The sequence below is a fragment of the Pelagibius sp. Alg239-R121 genome (assembly GCF_947331435.1).
In the GTDB taxonomy this organism is placed as follows: domain Bacteria; phylum Pseudomonadota; class Alphaproteobacteria; order Kiloniellales; family Kiloniellaceae; genus Denitrobaculum.
In genome coordinates, this window is the sequence record NZ_CAMZOF010000008.1 from 371,136 (window position 1) to 391,525 (window position 20,390).

Consider the following 20,390-nt stretch of genomic DNA (forward strand, 5'->3'; position numbering starts at 1 on the left):
CCTTGCTGTCGTCAGGTCTTGGAAGTGTCATGGAGGGCCGCTTCCTGGACCTCCTTCACCGCGTCTTCGGCTTCATGGCCGGCTGACAGTGTCTCGCGTTTCCCGATCAGGATCAGGTAAGTCGCTTCAGCAAAGCGCAGAATCAGCAACACCAGGCCGATTGGCAGCATGGAGTAGGGAATCCAGCGCGGAATAGGCAAGTCTTCCGCTTCGATCCCAAATCGGTACATCTTGCTGATGTATTCCCAGGCACCGATGAGAAGAATCACGCCATATGCGAGGCAGCAGGCGGCAGCGATCAGCGTAAAAATCCGCTGTCCGCGTTTCGAGAATAGCTTGACGAAAGCATCGACTCCGAGGTGGGCGCCGACTTTTACGCCGTAAGACATGCCGAACAGCACGAGCCAGGCGAAAAGATAAGTCGTCAGTTCCAGAGCCCAGACTGCTCCAGAGTTAAAGACGTAACGTGCAATGACCTGCGAAAAGGTGACAAGAACCATGCTCGCGAGGAGTATGGCAATGACCGACTCCTCGAAGCGATTGATGATTTTACTCAGCATTTCTGCGCTCCCCCACGCAGGCTATCCCGGTCAAGACGTCGGAGCCGACTTACAGCATGACCGAAGTGGCCGGCCGGCGCTCCGAAGACATCACTTCGGACACACCGGCCGGCGTCGAAAACGAACTCCGGTGTTAGCTTCCGGAGTTCGAAGCTTGAGCGGCTTCGATCAGATCGGCGCCGATGTCACCCTCGAACTGCTTCCAGACCGGTGCCATGGCTTTGCGCCATTCTTCACGCTGGTCGTTGGACAGCGTGCGGACCGTGGTGCCGGCCTCGATGACCTTCTGCTTGTTGCCTTCGTTGATCTCGGTCGAGAGGCCATTCCGTTTGGAAGACACCTCAGCCAGGACTGCTTCCAGCTCGCCGCGAACATCATCGGGAAGGCCTTCCCAGAATTCAACCGAGGTCACGACCAGATAGTCGATGATGCCGTGGTTGGTTTCGGTCACGCCGTCCTGAACCTCGAAGAACTTCTTGGTGTAGATGTTCGACCAGGTGTTTTCCTGTCCATCAACAACACCCGTCTGCAGCGCACCGTAGACTTCCTTGAACGCCATCTTTTGCGGGTTGGCTTCAAGCGCCTTGAACTGTGCCTCAAGGACGTCCGAGGTCTGGATCCGGAACTTCAGACCCGAAGCGTCGCCAGGAACCTGCAGGGGTTTGCTGGCGGAAAGCTGTTTCATGCCGTTGTGCCAGTAGCCGAGGCCCAGAAGACCGCGGTCGACCATGCTTTTCAGCAGTTCCTGACCGGCTGCACCGCCCTGGAACCGATCGACGGCGTTGATGTCGTCAAACAGGAAGGGCAGGTCGAAGACCCGGAATTTTTTGGTGTACTTTTCAAATTTCGAAAGCGAAGGCGCCGCCATCTGCACGTCGCCGAGCAGCATTGCCTCCAAAACCTTGTTGTCGTTGTATAGCTGTGAGTTAGGATAAACCTCGACAACGACCTTGCCCGCCAACCGCTCGTTCACGGTATCGGCGAAAAGCTTGGCAGCTTCGCCCTTCGGGTGACCGCTTTCCGCCGTCACGTGGCTGAATTTGATGACAATTGGGTCGGCAGCAGCAGCGGCGTAGGCCGTCAGGCTGACACCGGCAAGGGCTATTGCCGCAACAAATTTGCGCATGGATCTAATTCCTTCCCTGGTTCGCATTTTGTTTTTTAGCCATCCAAAACAAATGGCCGTCTCCGTCCGCTTCTAAGCAACCGCCGTGCCAGAAACAGGGCCATCGCTAATCCGGATCATGAGTTGGAGTGTAACACCCTGATAGGACGAGAGAAACACTGATGGGGTGCCGGTCGCTCCCTTACATCCGTCGGAGTGTCAGCTGTGCCGCTGTGCGGATTTCCACACAGTCAATCACATGATATGTGCGGATTTCCGCACAGTCCGCGTTGTGACGACGCACCGGCCTGTGCTTATCTGGAGTCAGTCGATCAGATCGTCTCGCCGGATGCCGTGGCGTTTCATTTTGTCGTAGAGCGTTTTTCGAGGCACGCCGAGCGCTTCGTAGGTCGCCGTCACATTGCCGCGCTGCTTGATCAGTTCCCGCCGGATTAAACTGCTTTCAAAGGCATCGATCTGTTCCGACAAGGGCACGCGTGCAACGCTCACATACGATTCGACCTGTCCATCTGGTTCAAGCCCAATCCCCAGACCCAGCGTAAAGCGCTCTGCGGCATTCTGAAGTTCCCGGACATTGCCCGGCCAGCTGTGATCCAACAGGGTAGAGAAAACCTCTTGAAAACCGGCCGGTGGCGAACGGCGGTAGCGGCGGCTTGACTGAGTGACAAAATGCTGGAACAGCAGCGGGATGTCTTCAATCCGCTCCCGTAAAGCCGGGATCGAACAGTTTACGACATTGAGGCGGTAGTACAGGTCCTCCCGAAAGATGCCCTCGGTGCTCGCTTTCCGGAGATCTATTTTCGTCGCGGCGATGACGCGCAGATCCAGCGGCAGCGTCTTGTTGGATCCGACCCGTTCCAGCGAGCGCTCCTGAATCACCCGCAACAACTTGACCTGCAGATCCTGTGGCATGCTCTCGACTTCGTCCAGGAAGAGAGTGCCGCCGCTGGCATGTTCGAACTTGCCGATACGCCGCGAGGTCGCGCCGGTGAAGGCGCCCGGTTCATGACCGAAGAGCTCGCTTTCGATTATGTTTTCCGGAACCGCGCTGCAGTTGATTGCGACGAAGTTTCCGGAACTGCGGTCACCGAATTCATGCAGGCACCGCGCGACCAGTTCCTTTCCGGTGCCGGTCTCGCCCAGAATCAGCACGTCCGCCGAGACCTGAGCGATCGTGTCGACTGCCTGCCGCAGTTGCACCATGGCAGGGGAGCGGCCGATAAGTCGGGAGGCAAGGCCTTTGTGCGCGTCCAGTTCCTGCCGTAGTTCCCGGTTCTCCAAAACCAGCCGGCGTTTTTCATAGGCCCGCGAGACCACATCGACCAGCAAATCGGAGTCATAGGGTTTTTCGATGAAGTCGTAGGCGCCGTCACGCATGGCGCCGACCGCCATGGGAATGTCGCCATGTCCTGTCACCAGAACGATCGGGATATCCGGATCGATGCCCTGAGCGCGCTTCAGGAACGACAGGCCGTCCATGCCGGGCATCTTGATATCGCTGACGACTGCCCCGGTCCAGGTGCGCGAGAGTTCACGCAATGCGCTTTCAGCTGAATCCATGCAGATGACCTTAAAGCCGGCCAGCTCGATCGACTGTTTGGTCGCCATGCGCACATGGCGTTCGTCATCGATGACGAGAATAGGACCGGGATTATCGTCTTCGGATTTAGACACGACTACACGGCCTTCCGTTCTTGTTGCAGCTGTTCATCAAAGCGGGGGAGGGAGAGCGTGAAAACCGCGCCGCCATCAACGTGGTTGGAGGCGCGGATGCTTCCGCCGAAGTCCTTAACGATACCGTAGGTGATCGACAAGCCCAGACCAAGACCCTGACCGACATCCTTAGTCGTGAAAAAGGGATCAAATATCTCGTTGATATGATGAGCTGGAATCCCTGGGCCGCTGTCGCGGACGATTAGAGTGACGTCCTGGCCCACTGCTTCAACCTGTATAGTGATTAAAGGGTTTTCGCAGGATGTGACCGCATCCAGAGCATTGCCCAGAATATTACCCAATACCTGTTCCAGGCGCAGTTCATCGGCGAAAACCTGAACATCCGTGTTATTTCCGATTTCGAGCTTCACCGACATTTCGTCGATTCTCGACTGCAAAACTTCAATTGTTCGATCGAGCACAGATTGGAGAGAGATGACGGACTTTTGCGCCGGTGCATTGCGGGCAAAGGTCCGAAGTTGTTTCATCAACTGCGCCATGCGTCCGGTCAATTCGGAGATTAGACCGAGGTTCGAATGCACGTCTTCAAAGCGTTCCCGGTCGAGAAGCTTACGTGCGTTGTCAGAGAAGGACCGGATGGCAGTCAGGGGCTGGTTCAGCTCATGACTAATACCTGCCGATATATGCCCGAGGGCAGCGAGTTTTTCCGCCTGTACCAGCTCATCCTGCGTTTGCCGCAGCTCCTGTTCTGCACGCCGCCGCTCCTGGATCTGATCCTGGAGCATCCGGTTGCTCTCCACGAGATCCCGGGTTCGATCGTGAACACGGGTTTCCAATTCGCCGTAGGCAGCTTCCAGCGCCACCCGGCTTTGCTGCTGCAGTTCTGCCCGCTGGGTGAGGTTTCGTCTGCGCTGAATCCAAAAACCGCTACCCAATGCGAGGGCAATCAGTACGACACCCACAAGAATCGTCACTGTTGCGGTTTGACGGGGGATCGTGCTGATGTCAGCCAGAAAGTAAAGAGTCCAACCCAACTCGCGCATCTGCAGGTTCTGCAGCAGATAATTCTCGGTCCTCGATCCGCGGTAATTGGGTAAACTATCCGTGGTGGGACCGACTTGGACCATCTGAGCCCCCGAATCTGGCTCAGGCGCGTCGAAATCGGCCTCGGTGTCGTCAAAGGGGGCGATTTGGACGACCCGGCCTCCCGTCTTCAAGTTCCGGCCATAAACCAGATTAAAGGGGGTAATGGCTGCCTGATTGTAACGCGCCGATTGAACGGCTACGGCCGCAGCTTCGTTGATCTGTTGGCCGGCATCGCTCGATTTAGTGGCCGGCACGCGCCGATATCGCCAGCCAGGACGGCTTGATATAAAGATGATGCCGTTGTCGTCGGTCACGAAGAGTTCATTGCGACCTGTCGTCCACCAAGAGTCTTCAATGGCTTCAACACCTACAATGGCGACGACTACACCGCGAATGATGCCATCACGGCGTACTGGAGACGCAAAATAGTATCCGCGTTCATCCGAACCGCTACCTATTGCATAGTACCGACCGAGCCGTCCTTGCATTGCCGCCTTGAAGTAAGGTTCGCTGCTGAAATTTCGACCGATAAAATTCGAGGTCTGGTCCCAGTTACTGGCTGCCAGAGTAATACCCTTGGTGTCGAGAAGGTAACTATTGGATGATCCAGTCAGGCGATTGGAGCGCTCCAGAAGAGCATTGCTTTGAGCCAGAAACTCCGGACTTTCGGGGTGCGCCAACAATCCGGCCACGCTTGCATGATTGGCGTAAAGTGATGGAAGAAACTCATACCGCTCAAGTGACCGGCGAAGATTCTGCGCATAAAGATTGAGACTCTGACGGCTTTGCGCCTGTGTTTGATGGAGGAAAAAGTCGTAGCTGAGTTGCGCCGTTTGCCAGATCACAAGGCAAAATCCAACAACGAGAATGGCGAGCAGCACATTACGGCGCTGGAAAGTGTTGAGCGTTTGCGCCCTCTTACCAATTTGTTGCTTAGGTATTGTCATCGGTGCTTTGCGAGGCATCCTTTTCGTTCATACCAGCCAACAGAAACACCTAAAAATCCATGTATCCTGGCCGTGATGGGCATGCACATGACCCGTCGTTCATGCCGTCCAGTGGATTAACTTAGATCCCGGTCTTGCTTGGCGGCAAGCTTCCGACTAAATGAGCATGTGTCCCAAGGGTTTTCGCGCTCCGCCGAGACGTATAGACTTACCGCGGGGACAGCAGGGGTGAATTCAGGGGGGACAAACAATCGTGGCCAATTCATTTTTATCCGGGACACCTGTGCGTATTCTGATCGCGGGTTTGTCAATTCTGTGTGCTGGATCGACTGCAGCCATGGCGGCAGGGGCAGGTGCGCCACATTTGGAAGGCGCAACGCTTGGGTTGATCTGGGTCGCACCCTTTGCCGGCATCCTGCTTTCAATCGCAATTTTTCCATTGGTGGCGCCGCACTTCTGGCATAGCCACTTCGGAAAGATCTCTGCCTTTTGGGCTTTGGCGTTTCTGATTCCCTTCACAGCCATCAAGGGTTACGAGCTGGCTTTGTTCGAACTGCTTCACGTTGGATTCCTAGAATATCTGCCTTTCATCATTCTCTTGCTGTCCCTCTTTACCGTTGCCGGCGGTGTCCGCGTGACAGGCAAGCTGCGTGGGACGCCCGTCGTCAATACCGTCATCCTGTTGATCGGTACCCTCATTGCCAGTTGGATGGGGACGACCGGGGCTGCGATGCTGCTGATCCGCCCGATTCTCCGTGCCAATGAGTGGCGTAAGAACAAAGTTCACGTGGTCGTGTTCTTTATCTTTCTGGTTGCCAACATCGGTGGCTCGCTGACTCCGCTGGGCGATCCGCCGCTTTTTCTGGGGTTCCTGAAGGGCGTCGAATTCTTTTGGCCAACGACGCACATGCTCGTGCCAATGCTGCTGGTCTCGTCGATCCTGCTGGTCGTGTTTTTCATTCTGGACAGTTTCCTGTACCGGCGCGAGGCCGCGAGCGAGGCACCCGTCGAAGAGGAAGTGGACGACGGCACGCCGCAGGAGAAGCTTGGCCTGGATGGTAAAATCAATATTTTGCTACTCGGCGGTGTGGTTGCTGCGGTTCTGATGAGCGGCATCTGGAAGCCAGGTATCTCCTTTACGATTTTCCATGTGGATGTCGAACTTCAGAACATCTCACGTGATGTTCTTCTGCTTGCGATCGCGGGTCTGTCGCTGCTGGTAACCAGCAAGGATAACCGCGAGGCCAACGGTTTCTCCTGGTTTCCAATTGTTGAAGTGGCCAAACTTTTTGCAGCGATCTTCGTGACAATCGTGCCCGCCATTGCAATGCTCAAGGCCGGGACCGATGGCGCTATGGGCGCGATTGTCTCGTCGGTGAGCACCGAAGCGGGCGAACCGGTGAACGTCATGTATTTCTGGGCGACGGGTATTCTTTCGAGCTTCCTGGATAACGCACCCACTTATTTGGTGTTCTTCAACACGGCCGGTGGTGATCCCATCAATCTTATGGGTGCGGACTCGAATACCCTGCTGGCAATCTCAGCCGGCGCCGTCTTCATGGGGGCGAACACCTATATCGGTAATGCGCCGAACTTTATGGTGCGCGCCATTGCCGAGGAGCGCGGCATCGCAATGCCAAGTTTCTTCGGTTATATGGGCTGGTCTTGCCTCTTCCTGATGCCGATCTTCGTGCTGGTGTCCTTCATTTTCTTTTAGATAAGGCAGTACGAACCTATTCAGGCTTGAATTCACGACGGTGTTGGTCTCGAAATTCGTTTCCCGCGTCTGTTGAAAAACACTTCTCAGACGAGACAGATACGGAACGGACACGACTGGATCTGCGTGCTAGATTGCCGTTGATCTGATGCCCCTAAACATGGTCAGTGTGGAGGTTTTGGAATATGACAAGGTGATTAGCCATTCTTTCATCGGTCTATTTCGCCGGCTTTTAGTTTTACTGCTGATCATCGGTCTTAGCGCCTGTTCCCGCCATCAGGGGACCACCCAGCTGTGCGAACCGCCTGGTTCCAATGCCGAGGAACCCTCCGACGGACCCGCGCTCTATCATCCAATGGCTAAGCCACCAGATGCGGAGGATGACGGATGGCCCGTATCGAACCTGGAGGCTGAGGGTGTAAATCCCCAACTCGTGGGACAAATGCTCGGCGACATTAAAGCCGGTGAATTCACGAAGATTGACAGCGTTCTGATTGCGCGAAACGGCAAGCTGATCTTCGAAGCTTATTTCAATGGCTTTGGTCGGGACAGCACTCACGATACTCAATCGGTCTCCAAAAGCTTAGGTTCCGCATTGGCGGGCATCGCGGTTGACAGGGGGCTGATCACAGACGTTGATCAGCCTGTATCTCAGTTCTTTCCCGACCATTGGCCGCACATTCAAACCGATCGCGAAAAGAAGGATCGCATCACCCTCAGGCATCTCCTAACCATGACCCCGGGATTCGAAGCCGAGGAGAACTGGGGCATCGGTCCCAGGCGGACCGATGAAATGCGACGCACATCCGACTGGTATCGCTACGCTCTCGACATGCCGGCAGCCTGGGAACCCGGTACACGGTTTTCTTATAACTCGCCGACAGCTGTTCTCGTTGGCGGCGTAGTCGCGCAGGCAGCAGGCGAACCTTTACCGTCGTTCGCCAAAAAGCATCTCTTCGCCCCTTTGGGTGTGACCGATTACTGCTGGTCCATAACGCAAAGCGGGCAGGTGGCCACTAACAGTGGAATCTTCCTGCGCCCGAGAGACATGCTGAAATTTGGTCAACTCTACCTAAACCACGGGACCTGGCTCGGTCAGCGCATAATTTCCGAGCATTGGGTGAGGGAATCAACACGGAAACATGTCGCCTCCACTCGTCCTGACAAACCAAGGGTTAAATCAAGCCGGAGAGGGTACGGTTATCAGTGGTGGACCCGGAGGACACTGCCTGGTGAGGACGCGAAACTCGACCTGTATTTGGCGAGTGGCAACGGCGGCCAGAAGATATTCGTCTATCCAAACCTGCAGTTGGTTGTCGTCTTCACGGGCAGTCATTATGGCAAACCGGCCGGCCACGCACAGCCATGGAAGATTTTGGACCGCTACATTCTACCCGCTGTTCTTTTGTAGCGGCCGCACCGCCTGTGGTACCGCGAGGCGTCATCTAAATTGCGGAAGTGATTTATTGACATCTTAAATGTCATAATGACATATTAGATGTCATGAAAGTTCCGACAAAACTAACGGTTGATGCGCTGTACGATGTCATTCGACAGGTGCGTCCTCTATACAAGACTCTCGAGGCTTCTGTTGCATTAGAGTTAGCAAAAACGGGCATCACCGTCTCGCAACGCGCCATCTTGGAACAGCTTCTGGATCATGGTGCGGAAACGGTACCGGCAATCGGGCGGCGTTTGATGGCTCCACGTCAGTTCATTCAGAAAATCGCTAACGAGTTAATCACGCTCGGGCTTATCAAACGGAACGAAAATGTTGCGCATAAGCGTTCGTTACTGCTCAGTTTGACGCCTGAGGGGAACGCCATGATCACTCGAATCAAAGAACGCGAAGCCGAAGTTATGGCGCCGATTGCAAAAACTCTGAATGCCGCCGATATCGAGACCGCGCGTTCTGTGATGATTGCTATGACGCGGGCATTTAGTGCCCACAACGCGCAAGCCGAAACGCTCAAGGACAGTAAGGAGACGATATGACGATTCGTGAAGGTGGATGCCTCTGCGGCGCCGTGCGGTTCGAAGTCAGAGGTGAGCCGATTGTTGCCGGCGCCTGTTACTGCCGCGACTGCCAGTATGTTTCCGGTGGTGCTGCAGCATACGGGATGATGTTCCCTGCCGATGCGCTGACCGTGAAACAGGGTGAGATGAAGGCCTTCACCCTAAAGAGCGACAGCGGTGTGGATGTTTATCGCCATTTTTGCCCTCAGTGCGGTGTACATCTCATATCGCACAACGGCGCGCATCCGCAGTTTCGGGCGATTAAGGCCGGCGTTCTCGACGACCCAAGTTGCTTTGAATCCGAAGGCAGTATTTGGACGTCATCGGCGCAACCCTGGCACCGGATTGATCCAGACCTGCCCAGCCGGGAAAAGAATCCCGATATTGACCCTGGCACCGCAAACTAGGAGGTGTCGAGATTCAGGAGGTCATCTGGTGAGCAGATAGCGATAGAAGCGCGTGTCCACGGCCATCTTTGGAAAAGCTGCGGGCAGGTCAGCTTCATCGAAGAGATCAAAACCTGTCTTCTCATAGAAGCGATGCGCGGCAAGGAAGCTGCTTGTCGTGCCCAGATAAACTTCGTCGAGGTTCTTGTGCCGCGCATGGGACAGGAGTGTCTCCAGTAATTTAGTGGCGACACCTACTTCTCTGCCTCGGTAAGCCTGCTTCACGAACATCTTTCGGAGTGCAGCCTGGCGTTGACCGAAGTCGATTAAGGCGATCGAACCCACGACATCGCTGCCATCCAAGGCCACCCAGAATTCACCACAGCCTTTGCGGTAGGTGCTGGCAATATTCTGCAGGTCAGGTTGATCTTCGTAGGTGATTGGAATAGCGAATTCGTCTTGTTGTATCGGCAGGATAAGATCGCGCACGCCCAAGAGATGTTCGTCCGCGTAGGGCAAGATTCGGATATTCATCAACTCGACCGTTACTCCGCTGCCTGTTTGCTCATCAGCCATGCTCTTAAACGTGCCGCCCGGCGCAGCGACGTAACACAGGCGCCGATGGCAACGAGCCACAATGCGATCATTAGAACTTCATTCTGGCCATTCCATAAGGGCTCGAACGCCGCAAGAACCGCTGCAAGCGTAATAGCTGCCATGCGGTGGGGCTTTGCCATGGGGCCGCAAAAATCTGCCGGCATTCCGTTGGCTCCACCCAACTCCCGCACATAAGCAGTCAGAACCGCGAAAGCCGCCGCAGCCCAACCCAGGGCCGGTTCGCCAACGCCGTATCCGACACCGACCAGAATTAGAATGTCGGCAATACGATCCGGAAATTCGTTCCAAAAGGCGCCGTCGGGCGCGCTTTTTCCGGCCTCAATGGCGAGCATGCCGTCGAAGAGGTTGCAAAGCAGCCGCAACTGGCAAAAGACGGCTGCAGATATCAGCAGAATTGCGCGTGTGGCGTTTGCATCGACTTGGCCGGAAGTCCAGAAGGCGGCACCTGCAATAGCGGCCGCCAGCATACTGCCCTGAGATACCTGATTGGGGGACAGCGAGGTCTTGGCCAATGCCTGTGCCAGGCGCTTTGCCCAGCTGGTATCGCGGCTGGCCAGCGGACGTCGCGACTGATTTTCAGCCATATCTTAGGGTCTCCGAGCGGTTTGCCGGGAATAGTTGTAGATCACCGCGTAACTTGTCGCGACGGTCATGGGCAACGAGATCGTTGCCAGAATCTCTGGTGTTCCACTCGCTTTATGGATGGCAAGGAGAACGCAGGCCGACACGCTGCTGGCAATCAAAGGCGGTAACCACAAACGTTTTGAGCCTGAAAAGCGTGCGGCGAGGCGGTCGATGATCGTTTTTAACGTTAATGTGAGACAGGCTGACAGAGTGCCCTGCACAACACCCGCGACCACAGGCTCGGGCATGGGATGCGCACGATTGGAAAAGACAGCCCAACTTCCCATTCCTACAAAGGCGAAGAGAACGTGCGTAACACTATGGCCGGCAACTCGCCGTATGAGGGCGTTCAAGGCACCCACCAATAGCGGACAAGGTGGAAGAAGATTGGCGCCGAAAAGACCACTGAATCGAGCCGGTCGATAAATCCGCCATGCCCGGCAATCAAGTGTCCCCAGTCCTTGATACCGCGGTCGCGTTTAATCGCTGACATGACAAGGCCACCGAAAAAACCCATCAAAGCGATCACCAACGACAGCAACGCCGCCTGAAAAAAGGAAAAAGGCGTAATCCACCAGAGCGCGGCGCCGACCAGCATGGCGCTGAGAATACCGCCCACAAAGCCTTCCAAGGTTTTCGACGGTGAGAGTTCCGGCGCGATTTTCCGGCGGCCATAGAGCTTACCCCAGACGTACTGCAGAACGTCGCTCGACTGGACCACGACGATCAGAAACGCGATGAGCAAAACGTTCCGTCCTTCGTAACCGGGGATGTCCAGGCTGAGCAGAGCCGGAACGTGAGAAGCGCAGAAAACGCAGATCATCAAAGCCCATTGCGTTTCGGCGACCCGGTCCAGGTAGTTCTCGGTGTCACCTCGCAGGGCTGCGACGATGGGCATCAGCAGAAAGGCGTAAACCGGGATGAAGATCGAATAGAGGCCGTACCAGTCGATCCAGATAAGTCCGTACTGGATCGGTAGAACCACGAAGAACGCGCTGGCAAGTGCCCAATGATCTGCGCGGCGGGTGTTTGTCAGTGTCGCGAACTCCCGTAGGGCCGCAAAGGAGCAAAACGCGAAGAGCAGCATGACGCCGGTCCGACCACCGAGGAAGGCGATGCCCATGAAAATGACCATAACCCACCAGGCCTGGATCCGGGCGTTGAGGTTCTCGATAACGCTGTTTGAGCCATCAGGTGACAGGCGTCGCTGCAGGACGTAGCCGATTGCAGAAGCAATCACAAGGATGGTGCCGATGCCGCCAAGAAGCATCATGAGATCCGAATGGAAGCCGGTCATTTGCGGCTTCCTTCCGTATCAGGCGAGAGCGACAGGAGAGCCGACTCGGCGCGGGCAATGAAATCCGCCTTGCTTTCTTCCACGGCGACACGAAGGGGCCCGCCAAAGGTCACGGTGCAAATCAGGGGGATGGGAACCAACTCACCCTTTGGCATGACCCTGTTGAGGTTCTCGATCCACACGGGGACCATCTCAACAGCGGGACGGGCTTTGGCTAGATGATAGAGGCCCGCTTTGAAGGGCAGAAGCGGCTCAGCCGTTTCGTTGCGTGTTCCTTCGGGGAACAGAATGAGCGATGCGCCGCCGTCGAGTGCTTCTGCCATGGTCTCAATGGGATCACCTGTCCTGGTTTCCCGGTCCCGGTCGATCAGCACGGCGTTAAACACATTCCGGCCGATAAAGCGCTTGAGAGTGGATTTGAGCCAATAATCCGCACCGGCAACAGGCCGCGCCGTGCGGCGTAACCGAAACGGCAAAACCGTCCAGATCAGGATGAAATCGCCATGACTTGCATGATTAGCGAAGTAAATCCGCTGCTTTGCAGTGGGCTCGACGCCCAGCCAGATACCGCGGACGGCCGTGATAAAACGGGCGAAGAGAACAATGGCCGTGCCGACGAGGCGTGCCAAGAGGCTCATCGTCTTAGCGCACTAGTGGGAAATGACGACAGGACGTTCGGTGGTCTTGAGTATGTGATCGGTGACGCTGCCCATGATCAGCTCCCGCAGGCGCGAATGCCCGTGGGCACCGATGACAATGAGATCCACGTCGCAGCTATCAGCCACATCCAGGATTGTCTGGCCAACGGATTCCTCATAGTTCGCGATATTCTGTGTGTCCACATTAACGCCGTGACGCTCAAGATACTTTGCGACTTCGTGCAGTGACAACGCATCGTAGGCGTCGGGAGCCACGGTCAGCACAAAGACTTTATCGGCACCAATCAGCAATGACATATTGTCGCGGACGGCCCTGACCGTTTCACGGGTATCCTTCCAGGCCACCAGGATACGTTTTCCAATGGTCTCGATGTTTTCATCGCGGGGAAGAACGAGAACCGGCAGGCCGCTATGCAGCGCAAGCTCTTCCGGCAAACGCATCCGGAGCCGGTCCTCCAGGCTGTCGTAAGTCGGCTGACTGGCGATAACCAGATCTGCCGCATGGGCATGTCTGGCGAGCAGGTCCAGATGATCGCCTTCGGTGGTGATCCAGCTGTATTCAATATTGCTGCGTTCGCAGCGCGCATCAAACTCTTCTTCCAAAGCCTCTGCCGTTTTACGGGCCTGGGCCGTTGCTTCTGAAAGATAGGCAGCCGACGCACCGCGCCCAGTGATCTCTGCCGGCATGCCGATCGGTGTGGTGATGAACAATGCCGTTACATGTGCCTTGCGTTCCTCCGCGAGCGTCAGGGCGACCTCTAGGCGTTTCAGGTGTTCTTCATCATCGGCGAGATGCACCAGGATCGTCTTTACAGTCATCTTCTTCCCTCTTACGCAGGACTATCCTTTAGAGTCTGATCGTCGTTCGCTGGATCGGCGAAACACACAATTCATTCTCTATCTCATGTCGTTAGAGGGCGAGTCATCTTCTCGATTAATTTCGTCAAGTATGATCGCACTCTATGCCGGTGATCGCTTACCTATCTGATTACCGCCTAAAGCAAGCTAACGAGCGACGAAGCTTGACGCAACCTGTCCGTAGTCTGCGGGCGAACGCGCCTTTAGAGCGTTTTATCCGCTTGCCATGGGATTAAAAGCCGAAGACCACGGTCGATGGAGAAGTAGAGACAAACCGCAAAGAGTGCGAGAACAAGGAGTGCAGCGAACATGACGTCAACCTGCAGGCGCGCGTTTGCGTGCAGCATCAGGTAACCCAACCCGGCACTCGAGCCGACCCATTCGCCGACAATGGCGCCAATTGGGGCAACGGACGCTGCAACCCGGAGGCCTGACGCAAGGGCCGGAAGGGCCGCAGGAATGCGGATTTGGGTCAGGGTGCGCCAACGCGAACCACCCATGACTTGAGCGAGGTCAAGCCACCCGGGTTCGGTTCGCCGCAAACCGTCGTAAAAGGCGACCGTGACGGGAAAATAGATGATCAACGTCGCCATCGCGACCTTGGAGGCCAGGCCGTAGCCGAGCCACAGCACCAGGATCGGCGCGAGAGCAAAAACCGGAATGGCCTGGCTCACCACCAGGACCGGCAAAATCCATAGTCTTGCGCTTCGAAAATTGGCGATGACCAGGGCAGAGGAACAACCAAGAAGCATCCCCAGGCCAAGACCAAGTAGAATTTCGGATATGGTCACGCCCGCGTGCGACAAAAGCAGGGGCCATTGCGCAAACAACGCCGACAGAACCGAAAGCGGGGCAGGGAGGATAAAGGCTGCAACGCCGGTAATGCTGACCAACAGCTGCCAGACAACGAGAAGACCCAAAAAGATGATGACGGGGCGCAGCAGCTTCATTGACCGGCCTGAATTTGCGCATTCGACGAAGCGGCTCGTGCCTGATGCTTTGCCGCGGTCAGCCGCTCCATGATAGCGGCCTGCAATGCTGCAACTTCGACAGTACCTGCATCGCGCAACGGTTCGCTCGGCGGGTCGATCGGGGTTTCAAAGCGCGCTGGTGAGCCTGTCAGTAACAATAACCGGTGGCCAATGCGCAAAGCCTCAAGGGGGTCGTGCGTAACCAGAAGTGTTGTTTTCCCGGCAAGCAGGCTCGACGCGAGTTCCTGAAGCTCGAAACGCGTGATGGCATCGAGTGCGGAAAAGGGCTCATCCATCAGAACAATCGGGCGGTCTTCCATCAAGGTCCGCGCCAGTGCCACCCGTTGGCGCATTCCGCCGGAAAGGCTGGCAGGTCTGCTTTTTTCCTGTCCGCGCAGACCGACGCGTTCCAGCAGAGCGCTCGCGCGGCCACAATCGGGACGCACGCCGCGCAGCCGGCTGCCTAGCATCACATTGTCCAGGACGTTCAACCAGGGGAGCAAAAGGTCCTGCTGTGCCAGATAGGCGACATCCGCCTTGGAGCCCTCGGTACCGTTGAATAGCAACCGGCCCGAAACCGTTGCCTCTGCACCGTTGCCGCTTAAGCCGGCGATGTACCGCAGCAAACTGGACTTGCCGACACCTGATGGCCCCAACAAGCAGGTCATGTGTCCAACTGGGAGGTCGAGGTCCAGGTCTTCGAAAACGACTTTGCCCTCGTAGCTCAGACTCGCGCTGCGCAGACTGATTCCAGAAATGGCATTCTGTACGTTGTTGGAAGGGGCGGAAACGTCGGTCACAAGTTTAATACCAAGGAGCGTTGATAATGACGCATAGAGATTGTTTACAGGGGGCTTCGGGTAGGAGAAGGGACGCAGGCGATGCAGAGCATCGGCCAGATCTTTCGACGCCCTCTGTAGGTTCCTGTAGTCAACTGAAACGGCGACTTTGCACGACTTTCGGACTGCGTCCCGCGCGGCTTCCGATGCCCAGCATCGCTGCGCCGCACGCTCCTATCCGAAAGACGCGTAAAGACGCCTCTATGAGTCATTATCGACGCTCCTTGGCATAACTGCTCCGCAGGGTAGGGCTCCGGCGCTTGACCTTGAGCAGGCCGCGCTTAGGCTATTCAGTATTGGCCGACTATGGCAGCCGATCCAGGGTGCGGCAAGCTGGTGCGTGAGGTATGGAAAATGCCCCGAAAGGGCGTAGGTACAAGTCTTTGACGCGAGAACCGCAATTCATCGGCAGTGAGATCTACCGGCGTTCAACATATGGCATGCGTCACCCGCTTGCGATCCCGCGCGTCTCCACCTGTATCGATCTCTGCCGTGCAATGGGCTGGCTGCCGGACCGGCAGTACCATGATTCTCCGCTTGCCACGGATGAACAGCTGGCGCGTTTCCACACACCGGACTATATCGCCGCGCTCAAAAGGGCAGAGGCCGACCAGACCTTAAGCGCAGAAGAGCGCGAGACCTTCAATCTTGGACGCAACGGCAATCCGATCTTCTCAGAAGTCTTTCGCCGTCCGGCAACGGCTTCAGGCGGTTCGATTCTGGCTGCCCAGCTCGTCGCGAACGCGGGTGTTGTCTACAATCCTGCCGGCGGTACGCATCATGGGCGCCCTGACCACGCCAGCGGTTTCTGCTTTTTCAACGATCCTGCTCTTTGCATTCTCGAACTCTTGGATAAGGGAGCCGAACGGGTGTTCTATCTGGACGTCGATGCCCATCATGGCGACGGTGTGCAGGACGCCTTTGGTGAGCGCGGCAACGTCATGACCCTTTCCGTTCACGAAAATGGTCGCTGGCCAATGAACGCCAGGGAAAGCAATGGATCAGGCACGCTAGAAGACCGTGCCGGCGGCATGGCGAGAAATCTACCGGTCCCGGCGGACTTCAACGACAGTGAGATGGATTACATCATGGAGGCCTGTGTTCTGCCTTTATTGGACGAGTTCGGGCCGGACACGATTGTCCTGCAGTGCGGTGCCGACGGCCTGGCGGATGACCCCATGAGCCGTCTGGACCTGTCGAACGGGGCGCTTTGGCGCGTGGCGGGCAGGCTTTTGGGCAGAGCAGGTAAATTTATCGTGCTTGGTGGCGGCGGATATAATCCCTGGTCGGTTGGGCGTTGTTGGGCGGGGATTTGGGCTGTGCTCAATGGTTACGATATTCCAGACCGTCTGCCTGATCCCGCCATCGAGATACTGCGTGCACTGAGCTGGCGGCACAGCAAAGGACGCAATCCACCGGATTATTGGATGACCACGTTACTGGATCCGGCACGGCCGGGACCGGTCCGCCCGGAGATCAGGGATATTGTCGCCGAGGTCTTGAGACCCTAGGTTGAAGGATAAGCCAACCTGCCTGGATTTTACGATGACCCGTTCGCTCTGCCGCCTGATTCTGATCACCATCTTTTCGTTCACCGCCTCGGCGGCTTCGGCGCAAAGCGGCCTTGCCAGTTTCGAACGGGACGAATTGACCATCGTGACGGAGGAAGGAACTGAACATATTTTCGACATTGAGTTGGCCGTCGATCCCAAGCAGCAGGCACAAGGCCTGATGTTCCGGCGTCAAATGCCGGCAGACGCCGGTATGCTGTTCATCTACAAGCCATCGCGCGAAGCCGTCATGTGGATGCAGAACACCTTCCTACCGCTCGATATGCTGTTCATAAAGGCGGATGGGCGCATCGTGAAGATCGTCGAGCGCACGGTCCCGCAATCGCACAAACGCATTCCTGCGGGTGAAGCGATCACCGGGGTTCTCGAACTGAACGGCGGCACCGTCTCGCGGCTGGGCATCAAGACCGGCGACCGTGTAGAGCATTCGAGTTTTTGATGCAGCGCAGACAGTCCTTACGCGCTGAAGCGTTCGCGCAGCAGCACAAAAAGGCTGGACTCCTCTGTGACGGGACAGCGGTAAATCCCGACGCCGCCAAGGACCTTTAAGGCGATGGCCGCCGCGTTCCAGGCATCATCTTCAACAGCGTCGTCCCACACCGGTTGGGCAAAGAATTTCAAGCCTGAGCTTTCGGTCAGCTGTTTCAGCTTTGCGGTTTCGGCGGAAAAGGTCTCCAGGATGGACTCATTCGCCCAACCCCACATCCAACTGTTATTGGACAGCGACCCGATGGCAATGGCGTCGAAGGTCAGCGGCGCTTTACCTTCGGCGGAAAGGGTGACTGTGGCGCTTTCCTGGTCCATGTGCCAGTGACGGCCCTCGAGATCGAAATTGCGTTCCAACTGGGTTTGAGCACTTTCCAGCCCTTCCCAGGCTTCGGAAGCAAAGCTGTTGATCTGCTCCTGAGACCAAGTCATGTGCATTTCCTTGCCAATGTCAGGCCGTCTCCGATTGGCACCAGCGAGAGGTCGACGCGCGTATCTTCCTTCAGCACTGCGTTCAGTGCCCGAATAGCCCGGGTGTCGTCGCTGTTGTCGTCTTCATTCACGACCGAACCACCCCAGAGCACATTGTCGATCGCAATCAAACCACCCGGACGAACCAGCTTCAGGCAGCGTTCGTAATAGCTTGCATAGTTGGTTTTATCGGCATCGATGAAAGCAAAGTCGTAACTGGCTTCCTGGCCGTTTGCCAACAAACTATCGAGACTATCGACCGCCGGTCCAATCCGCAGGTCGATCTTTCCGGCAACACCTGCTTCTTTCCAGAAGGGCTGGCCAACCGAGGTGAACGTCTCGCTGACGTCACAGGCGACCAGCTTGCCGTCTTCGGGCAGGACGCTGGCCACCGCAAGCGCGCTGTAGCCGGTGAAGGTACCGATTTCCAGTGTTTTCCGGGCGCCGATCAGCTTGACCAGCAACTGCATGAACTGACCCTGCTCGGGGCTGATCTGCATACCGGCCTCCGGCATGTTTTCCGTCGCCTGGCGCAGGCGGGCAAAAAGATCCGGTTCACGCAGAGAAACAGTGAGCAGATATCTGTAAAGACTGTCATCAAGACCAATGGAGCGTGTCGACATGAAGCTGTAATCCCGAAACGGTGTGAGCCGAACCTTAACCTTTTGCGTAAAGGTTAAAGCAGGTATGGAGGACTGATAAGGGAATTCGAGGATTTACGCGCTACAAAGATCTGGAGACGGCCTTCATTGTTTGAATTTCCGGCGGTTTCGGGTCATAGAAGGGCCGAATTGACGGTTCGCCCCTCTATGGTTGGCTGAGAACCGAAGCAACGGAGCAGAATTTGTCTATGAACGACATGGCGGTTACGCCCGCTGAAGCGGGGACGGTCAGCATCGGCGAGGCGGCAGGCAAGCGGCGTACCTTTGCCATTATCGCGCACCCGGACGCCGGTAAAACCACGCTGACCGAAAAGCTGCTGCTGATGGGAGGCGCGATCCACCTCGCCGGCCAGGTGAAGGCCAAGGGTGAGGGACGGCGGGCCCGTTCCGACTGGATGAAGATCGAGCAGTCCCGGGGCATTTCGGTAACCACTTCGGTCATGACCTTCGAGTACCGCGATGTGACCTTCAACCTGCTCGACACGCCGGGCCATGAAGACTTCAGTGAAGACACCTACCGCACCCTGACGGCGGTCGATTCCGCGATCATGGTCATTGACGGCGCCAAGGGCATCGAGGCTCAGACCCGTAAACTCTTCGAGGTCTGCCGTCTGCGCGACGTACCGATCATCACCTTCATTAACAAGATGGACCGGGAAGCGCGCGACAACTTCGAAATCCTGGACGAGATTTCCGAGATCCTGGCCCTGGACACCACACCGATGTCCTGGCCGGTCGGCATGGGCGGAATTTTCCGCGGTTGCTACGACATGCGCGAACAGAAAATGATGCTGTTCGACGGCGCCAAGGACTCAAGCGAACTTACCGACGTAATCGATGCGCCTCTGGACGATTCCAGGCTCGATGCCGCTTTGCCCGAGGATCAACTGGCACAGGCCCGCGAAGAGATTGAACTGGTCCAGGCGGCCTGTCCCGAGTTCGATCTGGAGAGCTATCGCGCCGGCCACCTAACGCCTGTCTTCTTTGGCTCGGCCCTTAGATCCTTCGGTATCAAGCAACTGCTCGACGCCGTGGTTGACTTTGCACCGTCGCCACGGCCACAGCCGACGGATGCGCGCGAGATCGAGCCGGGCGAAAAACCTGTGACCGGGTTCGTCTTCAAGGTCCAGGCCAATATGGATCCGAACCATCGGGACCGGATCGCTTTCATGCGCCTTTGTTCCGGTAAGTTTAAGCGCGGAATCAAGATGCACCAGGTCCGGACCGGCAAGTCGATCGGTATTTACAATCCGATCCTTTTCTTTGCCCAAAGCCGCGAACTGGCCGAGGAAGCCTGGCCGGGCGATATCATCGGGGTTCCCAACCACGGCACGCTGAGAGTTGGCGACACTTTGACCGAAGGCGAGAACCTACGCTTTACAGGCATTCCCAACTTCGCACCGGAAATCCTGCGCCGTGTGCGCTTGGACGATCCTATGAAGGCGAAACACCTGCGCAAGGCGCTTGAGAGTCTGGCGGAAGAGGGCGTTACACAGGTTTTCCGCCCTCTAATCGGCGCCGACTGGATTGTCGGCGTGGTTGGGCAATTGCAGATCGACGTTCTCGCAACCCGGATCGAAAGCGAGTACGGCATCAAAGTCGGCTTCGAAGCCGCGCCCTTTTACTCGGCTCGCTGGGTCGACGCCGAAGATCCGGCAGAACTCAAACGCTTCCTGGATCGTCATCAGAGCAGTGCGGCCGAGGATCGTGACGGTGCGCCGGTCTACATGGCCCGCAATAGCTGGGATCTGAACCGCGCGATTGAGGATTGGCCGAAACTGAAGTTTACGGCAACCCGCGAACGTTCGTAAGACAAGCTGGA

Annotated in this window: 21 protein-coding genes; 7 read left to right on the plus strand and 14 right to left on the minus strand. The window is 56.5% G+C overall.

The features are described 5' to 3' along the window. Positions 1-11 precede the first annotated feature (11 nt). From QMZ18_RS25970 to QMZ18_RS25985, 4 genes are all read right to left on the minus strand, one after another. Positions 12-560: a TRAP transporter small permease gene (locus tag QMZ18_RS25970; protein ID WP_282609288.1), complete on the minus strand. Its 549-nt coding sequence runs from the start codon at positions 558-560 to the stop codon at positions 12-14. A 133-nt stretch (positions 561-693) separates the two neighbouring features. Next, positions 694-1,686: a TRAP transporter substrate-binding protein gene (locus QMZ18_RS25975; protein WP_282609289.1), complete on the minus strand. Its 993-nt coding sequence runs from the start codon at positions 1,684-1,686 to the stop codon at positions 694-696. 303 nt (positions 1,687-1,989) lie between these two features. Then, positions 1,990-3,360: a sigma-54 dependent transcriptional regulator gene (locus QMZ18_RS25980; protein WP_282609290.1), complete on the minus strand. Its 1,371-nt coding sequence runs from the start codon at positions 3,358-3,360 to the stop codon at positions 1,990-1,992. 2 nt (positions 3,361-3,362) lie between these two features. Next, positions 3,363-5,393 carry an ATP-binding protein gene (locus tag QMZ18_RS25985; protein WP_282609291.1) on the minus strand — a complete coding sequence of 677 codons (2,031 nt, stop codon included), beginning with the start codon at positions 5,391-5,393 and terminating at the stop codon, positions 3,363-3,365. A gap of 253 nt (positions 5,394-5,646) precedes the next feature. Between QMZ18_RS25985 and QMZ18_RS25990 the strand changes: the two genes are divergently transcribed. The 4 genes from QMZ18_RS25990 to QMZ18_RS26005 all read left to right on the plus strand — a co-directional run bounded on the left by QMZ18_RS25990 (position 5,647) and on the right by QMZ18_RS26005 (position 9,533). Then, positions 5,647-7,110 (plus strand): sodium:proton antiporter, encoded by a 1,464-nt coding sequence (locus tag QMZ18_RS25990; protein WP_282609292.1) that lies wholly within the window; start codon positions 5,647-5,649, stop codon positions 7,108-7,110. A gap of 193 nt (positions 7,111-7,303) precedes the next feature. Beyond that, a complete protein-coding gene (locus QMZ18_RS25995) occupies positions 7,304-8,521 on the plus strand; it encodes a serine hydrolase (protein ID WP_282609293.1) in 1,218 nt (405 codons plus the stop codon). 92 nt (positions 8,522-8,613) lie between these two features. Beyond that, complete coding sequence (locus QMZ18_RS26000) at positions 8,614-9,105, plus strand: MarR family winged helix-turn-helix transcriptional regulator (RefSeq protein ID WP_282609294.1); 492 nt, start codon at positions 8,614-8,616, stop codon at positions 9,103-9,105. Then, entirely contained in the window at positions 9,102-9,533 is a 432-nt protein-coding gene (locus QMZ18_RS26005; RefSeq protein ID WP_282609295.1) for a GFA family protein, read from the plus strand. The genes QMZ18_RS26000 and QMZ18_RS26005 overlap by 4 nt, the downstream gene beginning before the upstream one ends. Before the next feature lie 21 nt (positions 9,534-9,554). Here QMZ18_RS26005 and QMZ18_RS26010 read toward each other — a convergent pair whose 3' ends face one another. The 8 genes from QMZ18_RS26010 to QMZ18_RS26045 all read right to left on the minus strand — a co-directional run bounded on the left by QMZ18_RS26010 (position 9,555) and on the right by QMZ18_RS26045 (position 15,339). After that, on the minus strand, positions 9,555-10,088 hold the full coding sequence (locus tag QMZ18_RS26010) for a GNAT family N-acetyltransferase (RefSeq protein ID WP_282609296.1): 534 nt from the start codon (positions 10,086-10,088) through the stop codon (positions 9,555-9,557). Continuing rightward, the gene (locus QMZ18_RS26015; RefSeq protein WP_282609297.1) at positions 10,058-10,714 is read right to left on the minus strand and encodes a CDP-alcohol phosphatidyltransferase family protein; all 657 of its coding nucleotides are present in this window, start codon (positions 10,712-10,714) and stop codon (positions 10,058-10,060) included. Before QMZ18_RS26015 ends, QMZ18_RS26010 begins: the two co-directional genes overlap by 31 nt. A 3-nt stretch (positions 10,715-10,717) precedes the next feature. Further along, positions 10,718-11,107 carry a hypothetical protein gene (locus tag QMZ18_RS26020; RefSeq protein ID WP_282609298.1) on the minus strand — a complete coding sequence of 130 codons (390 nt, stop codon included), beginning with the start codon at positions 11,105-11,107 and terminating at the stop codon, positions 10,718-10,720. Then, a complete protein-coding gene (locus tag QMZ18_RS26025; protein ID WP_282609299.1) occupies positions 11,104-12,051 on the minus strand; it encodes a phosphatidate cytidylyltransferase in 948 nt (315 codons plus the stop codon). The genes QMZ18_RS26020 and QMZ18_RS26025 overlap by 4 nt, the downstream gene beginning before the upstream one ends. Then, positions 12,048-12,689: a 1-acyl-sn-glycerol-3-phosphate acyltransferase gene (locus tag QMZ18_RS26030; protein WP_282609300.1), complete on the minus strand. Its 642-nt coding sequence runs from the start codon at positions 12,687-12,689 to the stop codon at positions 12,048-12,050. Before QMZ18_RS26030 ends, QMZ18_RS26025 begins: the two co-directional genes overlap by 4 nt. A gap of 12 nt (positions 12,690-12,701) precedes the next feature. Further along, positions 12,702-13,529 carry a universal stress protein gene (locus QMZ18_RS26035; RefSeq protein WP_282609301.1) on the minus strand — a complete coding sequence of 276 codons (828 nt, stop codon included), beginning with the start codon at positions 13,527-13,529 and terminating at the stop codon, positions 12,702-12,704. Between the two features lie 242 nt (positions 13,530-13,771). Beyond that, entirely contained in the window at positions 13,772-14,518 is a 747-nt protein-coding gene (locus tag QMZ18_RS26040; RefSeq protein WP_282609302.1) for an ABC transporter permease, read from the minus strand. Further along, positions 14,515-15,339 carry an ABC transporter ATP-binding protein gene (locus tag QMZ18_RS26045; protein WP_282609303.1) on the minus strand — a complete coding sequence of 275 codons (825 nt, stop codon included), beginning with the start codon at positions 15,337-15,339 and terminating at the stop codon, positions 14,515-14,517. The genes QMZ18_RS26040 and QMZ18_RS26045 overlap by 4 nt, the downstream gene beginning before the upstream one ends. A 422-nt stretch (positions 15,340-15,761) precedes the next feature. Between QMZ18_RS26045 and QMZ18_RS26050 the strand changes: the two genes are divergently transcribed. Beyond that, positions 15,762-16,889 (plus strand): acetoin utilization protein AcuC, encoded by a 1,128-nt coding sequence (locus QMZ18_RS26050; protein WP_282609304.1) that lies wholly within the window; start codon positions 15,762-15,764, stop codon positions 16,887-16,889. A gap of 34 nt (positions 16,890-16,923) precedes the next feature. Continuing rightward, entirely contained in the window at positions 16,924-17,388 is a 465-nt protein-coding gene (locus QMZ18_RS26055; RefSeq protein WP_282609305.1) for a DUF192 domain-containing protein, read from the plus strand. Between the two features lie 17 nt (positions 17,389-17,405). Here QMZ18_RS26055 and QMZ18_RS26060 read toward each other — a convergent pair whose 3' ends face one another. Continuing rightward, positions 17,406-17,867, minus strand: coding sequence for a DUF6882 domain-containing protein (locus QMZ18_RS26060; protein WP_282609306.1), 462 nt, complete (start codon positions 17,865-17,867; stop codon positions 17,406-17,408). Then, positions 17,864-18,529: a class I SAM-dependent methyltransferase gene (locus tag QMZ18_RS26065; RefSeq protein WP_282609307.1), complete on the minus strand. Its 666-nt coding sequence runs from the start codon at positions 18,527-18,529 to the stop codon at positions 17,864-17,866. The genes QMZ18_RS26060 and QMZ18_RS26065 overlap by 4 nt, the downstream gene beginning before the upstream one ends. Positions 18,530-18,765: 236 nt before the next feature. On the opposite strand from QMZ18_RS26065, the gene QMZ18_RS26070 reads away from it, so the two are divergent. Beyond that, positions 18,766-20,379: a peptide chain release factor 3 gene (locus QMZ18_RS26070; protein ID WP_282609408.1), complete on the plus strand. Its 1,614-nt coding sequence runs from the start codon at positions 18,766-18,768 to the stop codon at positions 20,377-20,379. Positions 20,380-20,390 lie beyond the last annotated feature (11 nt).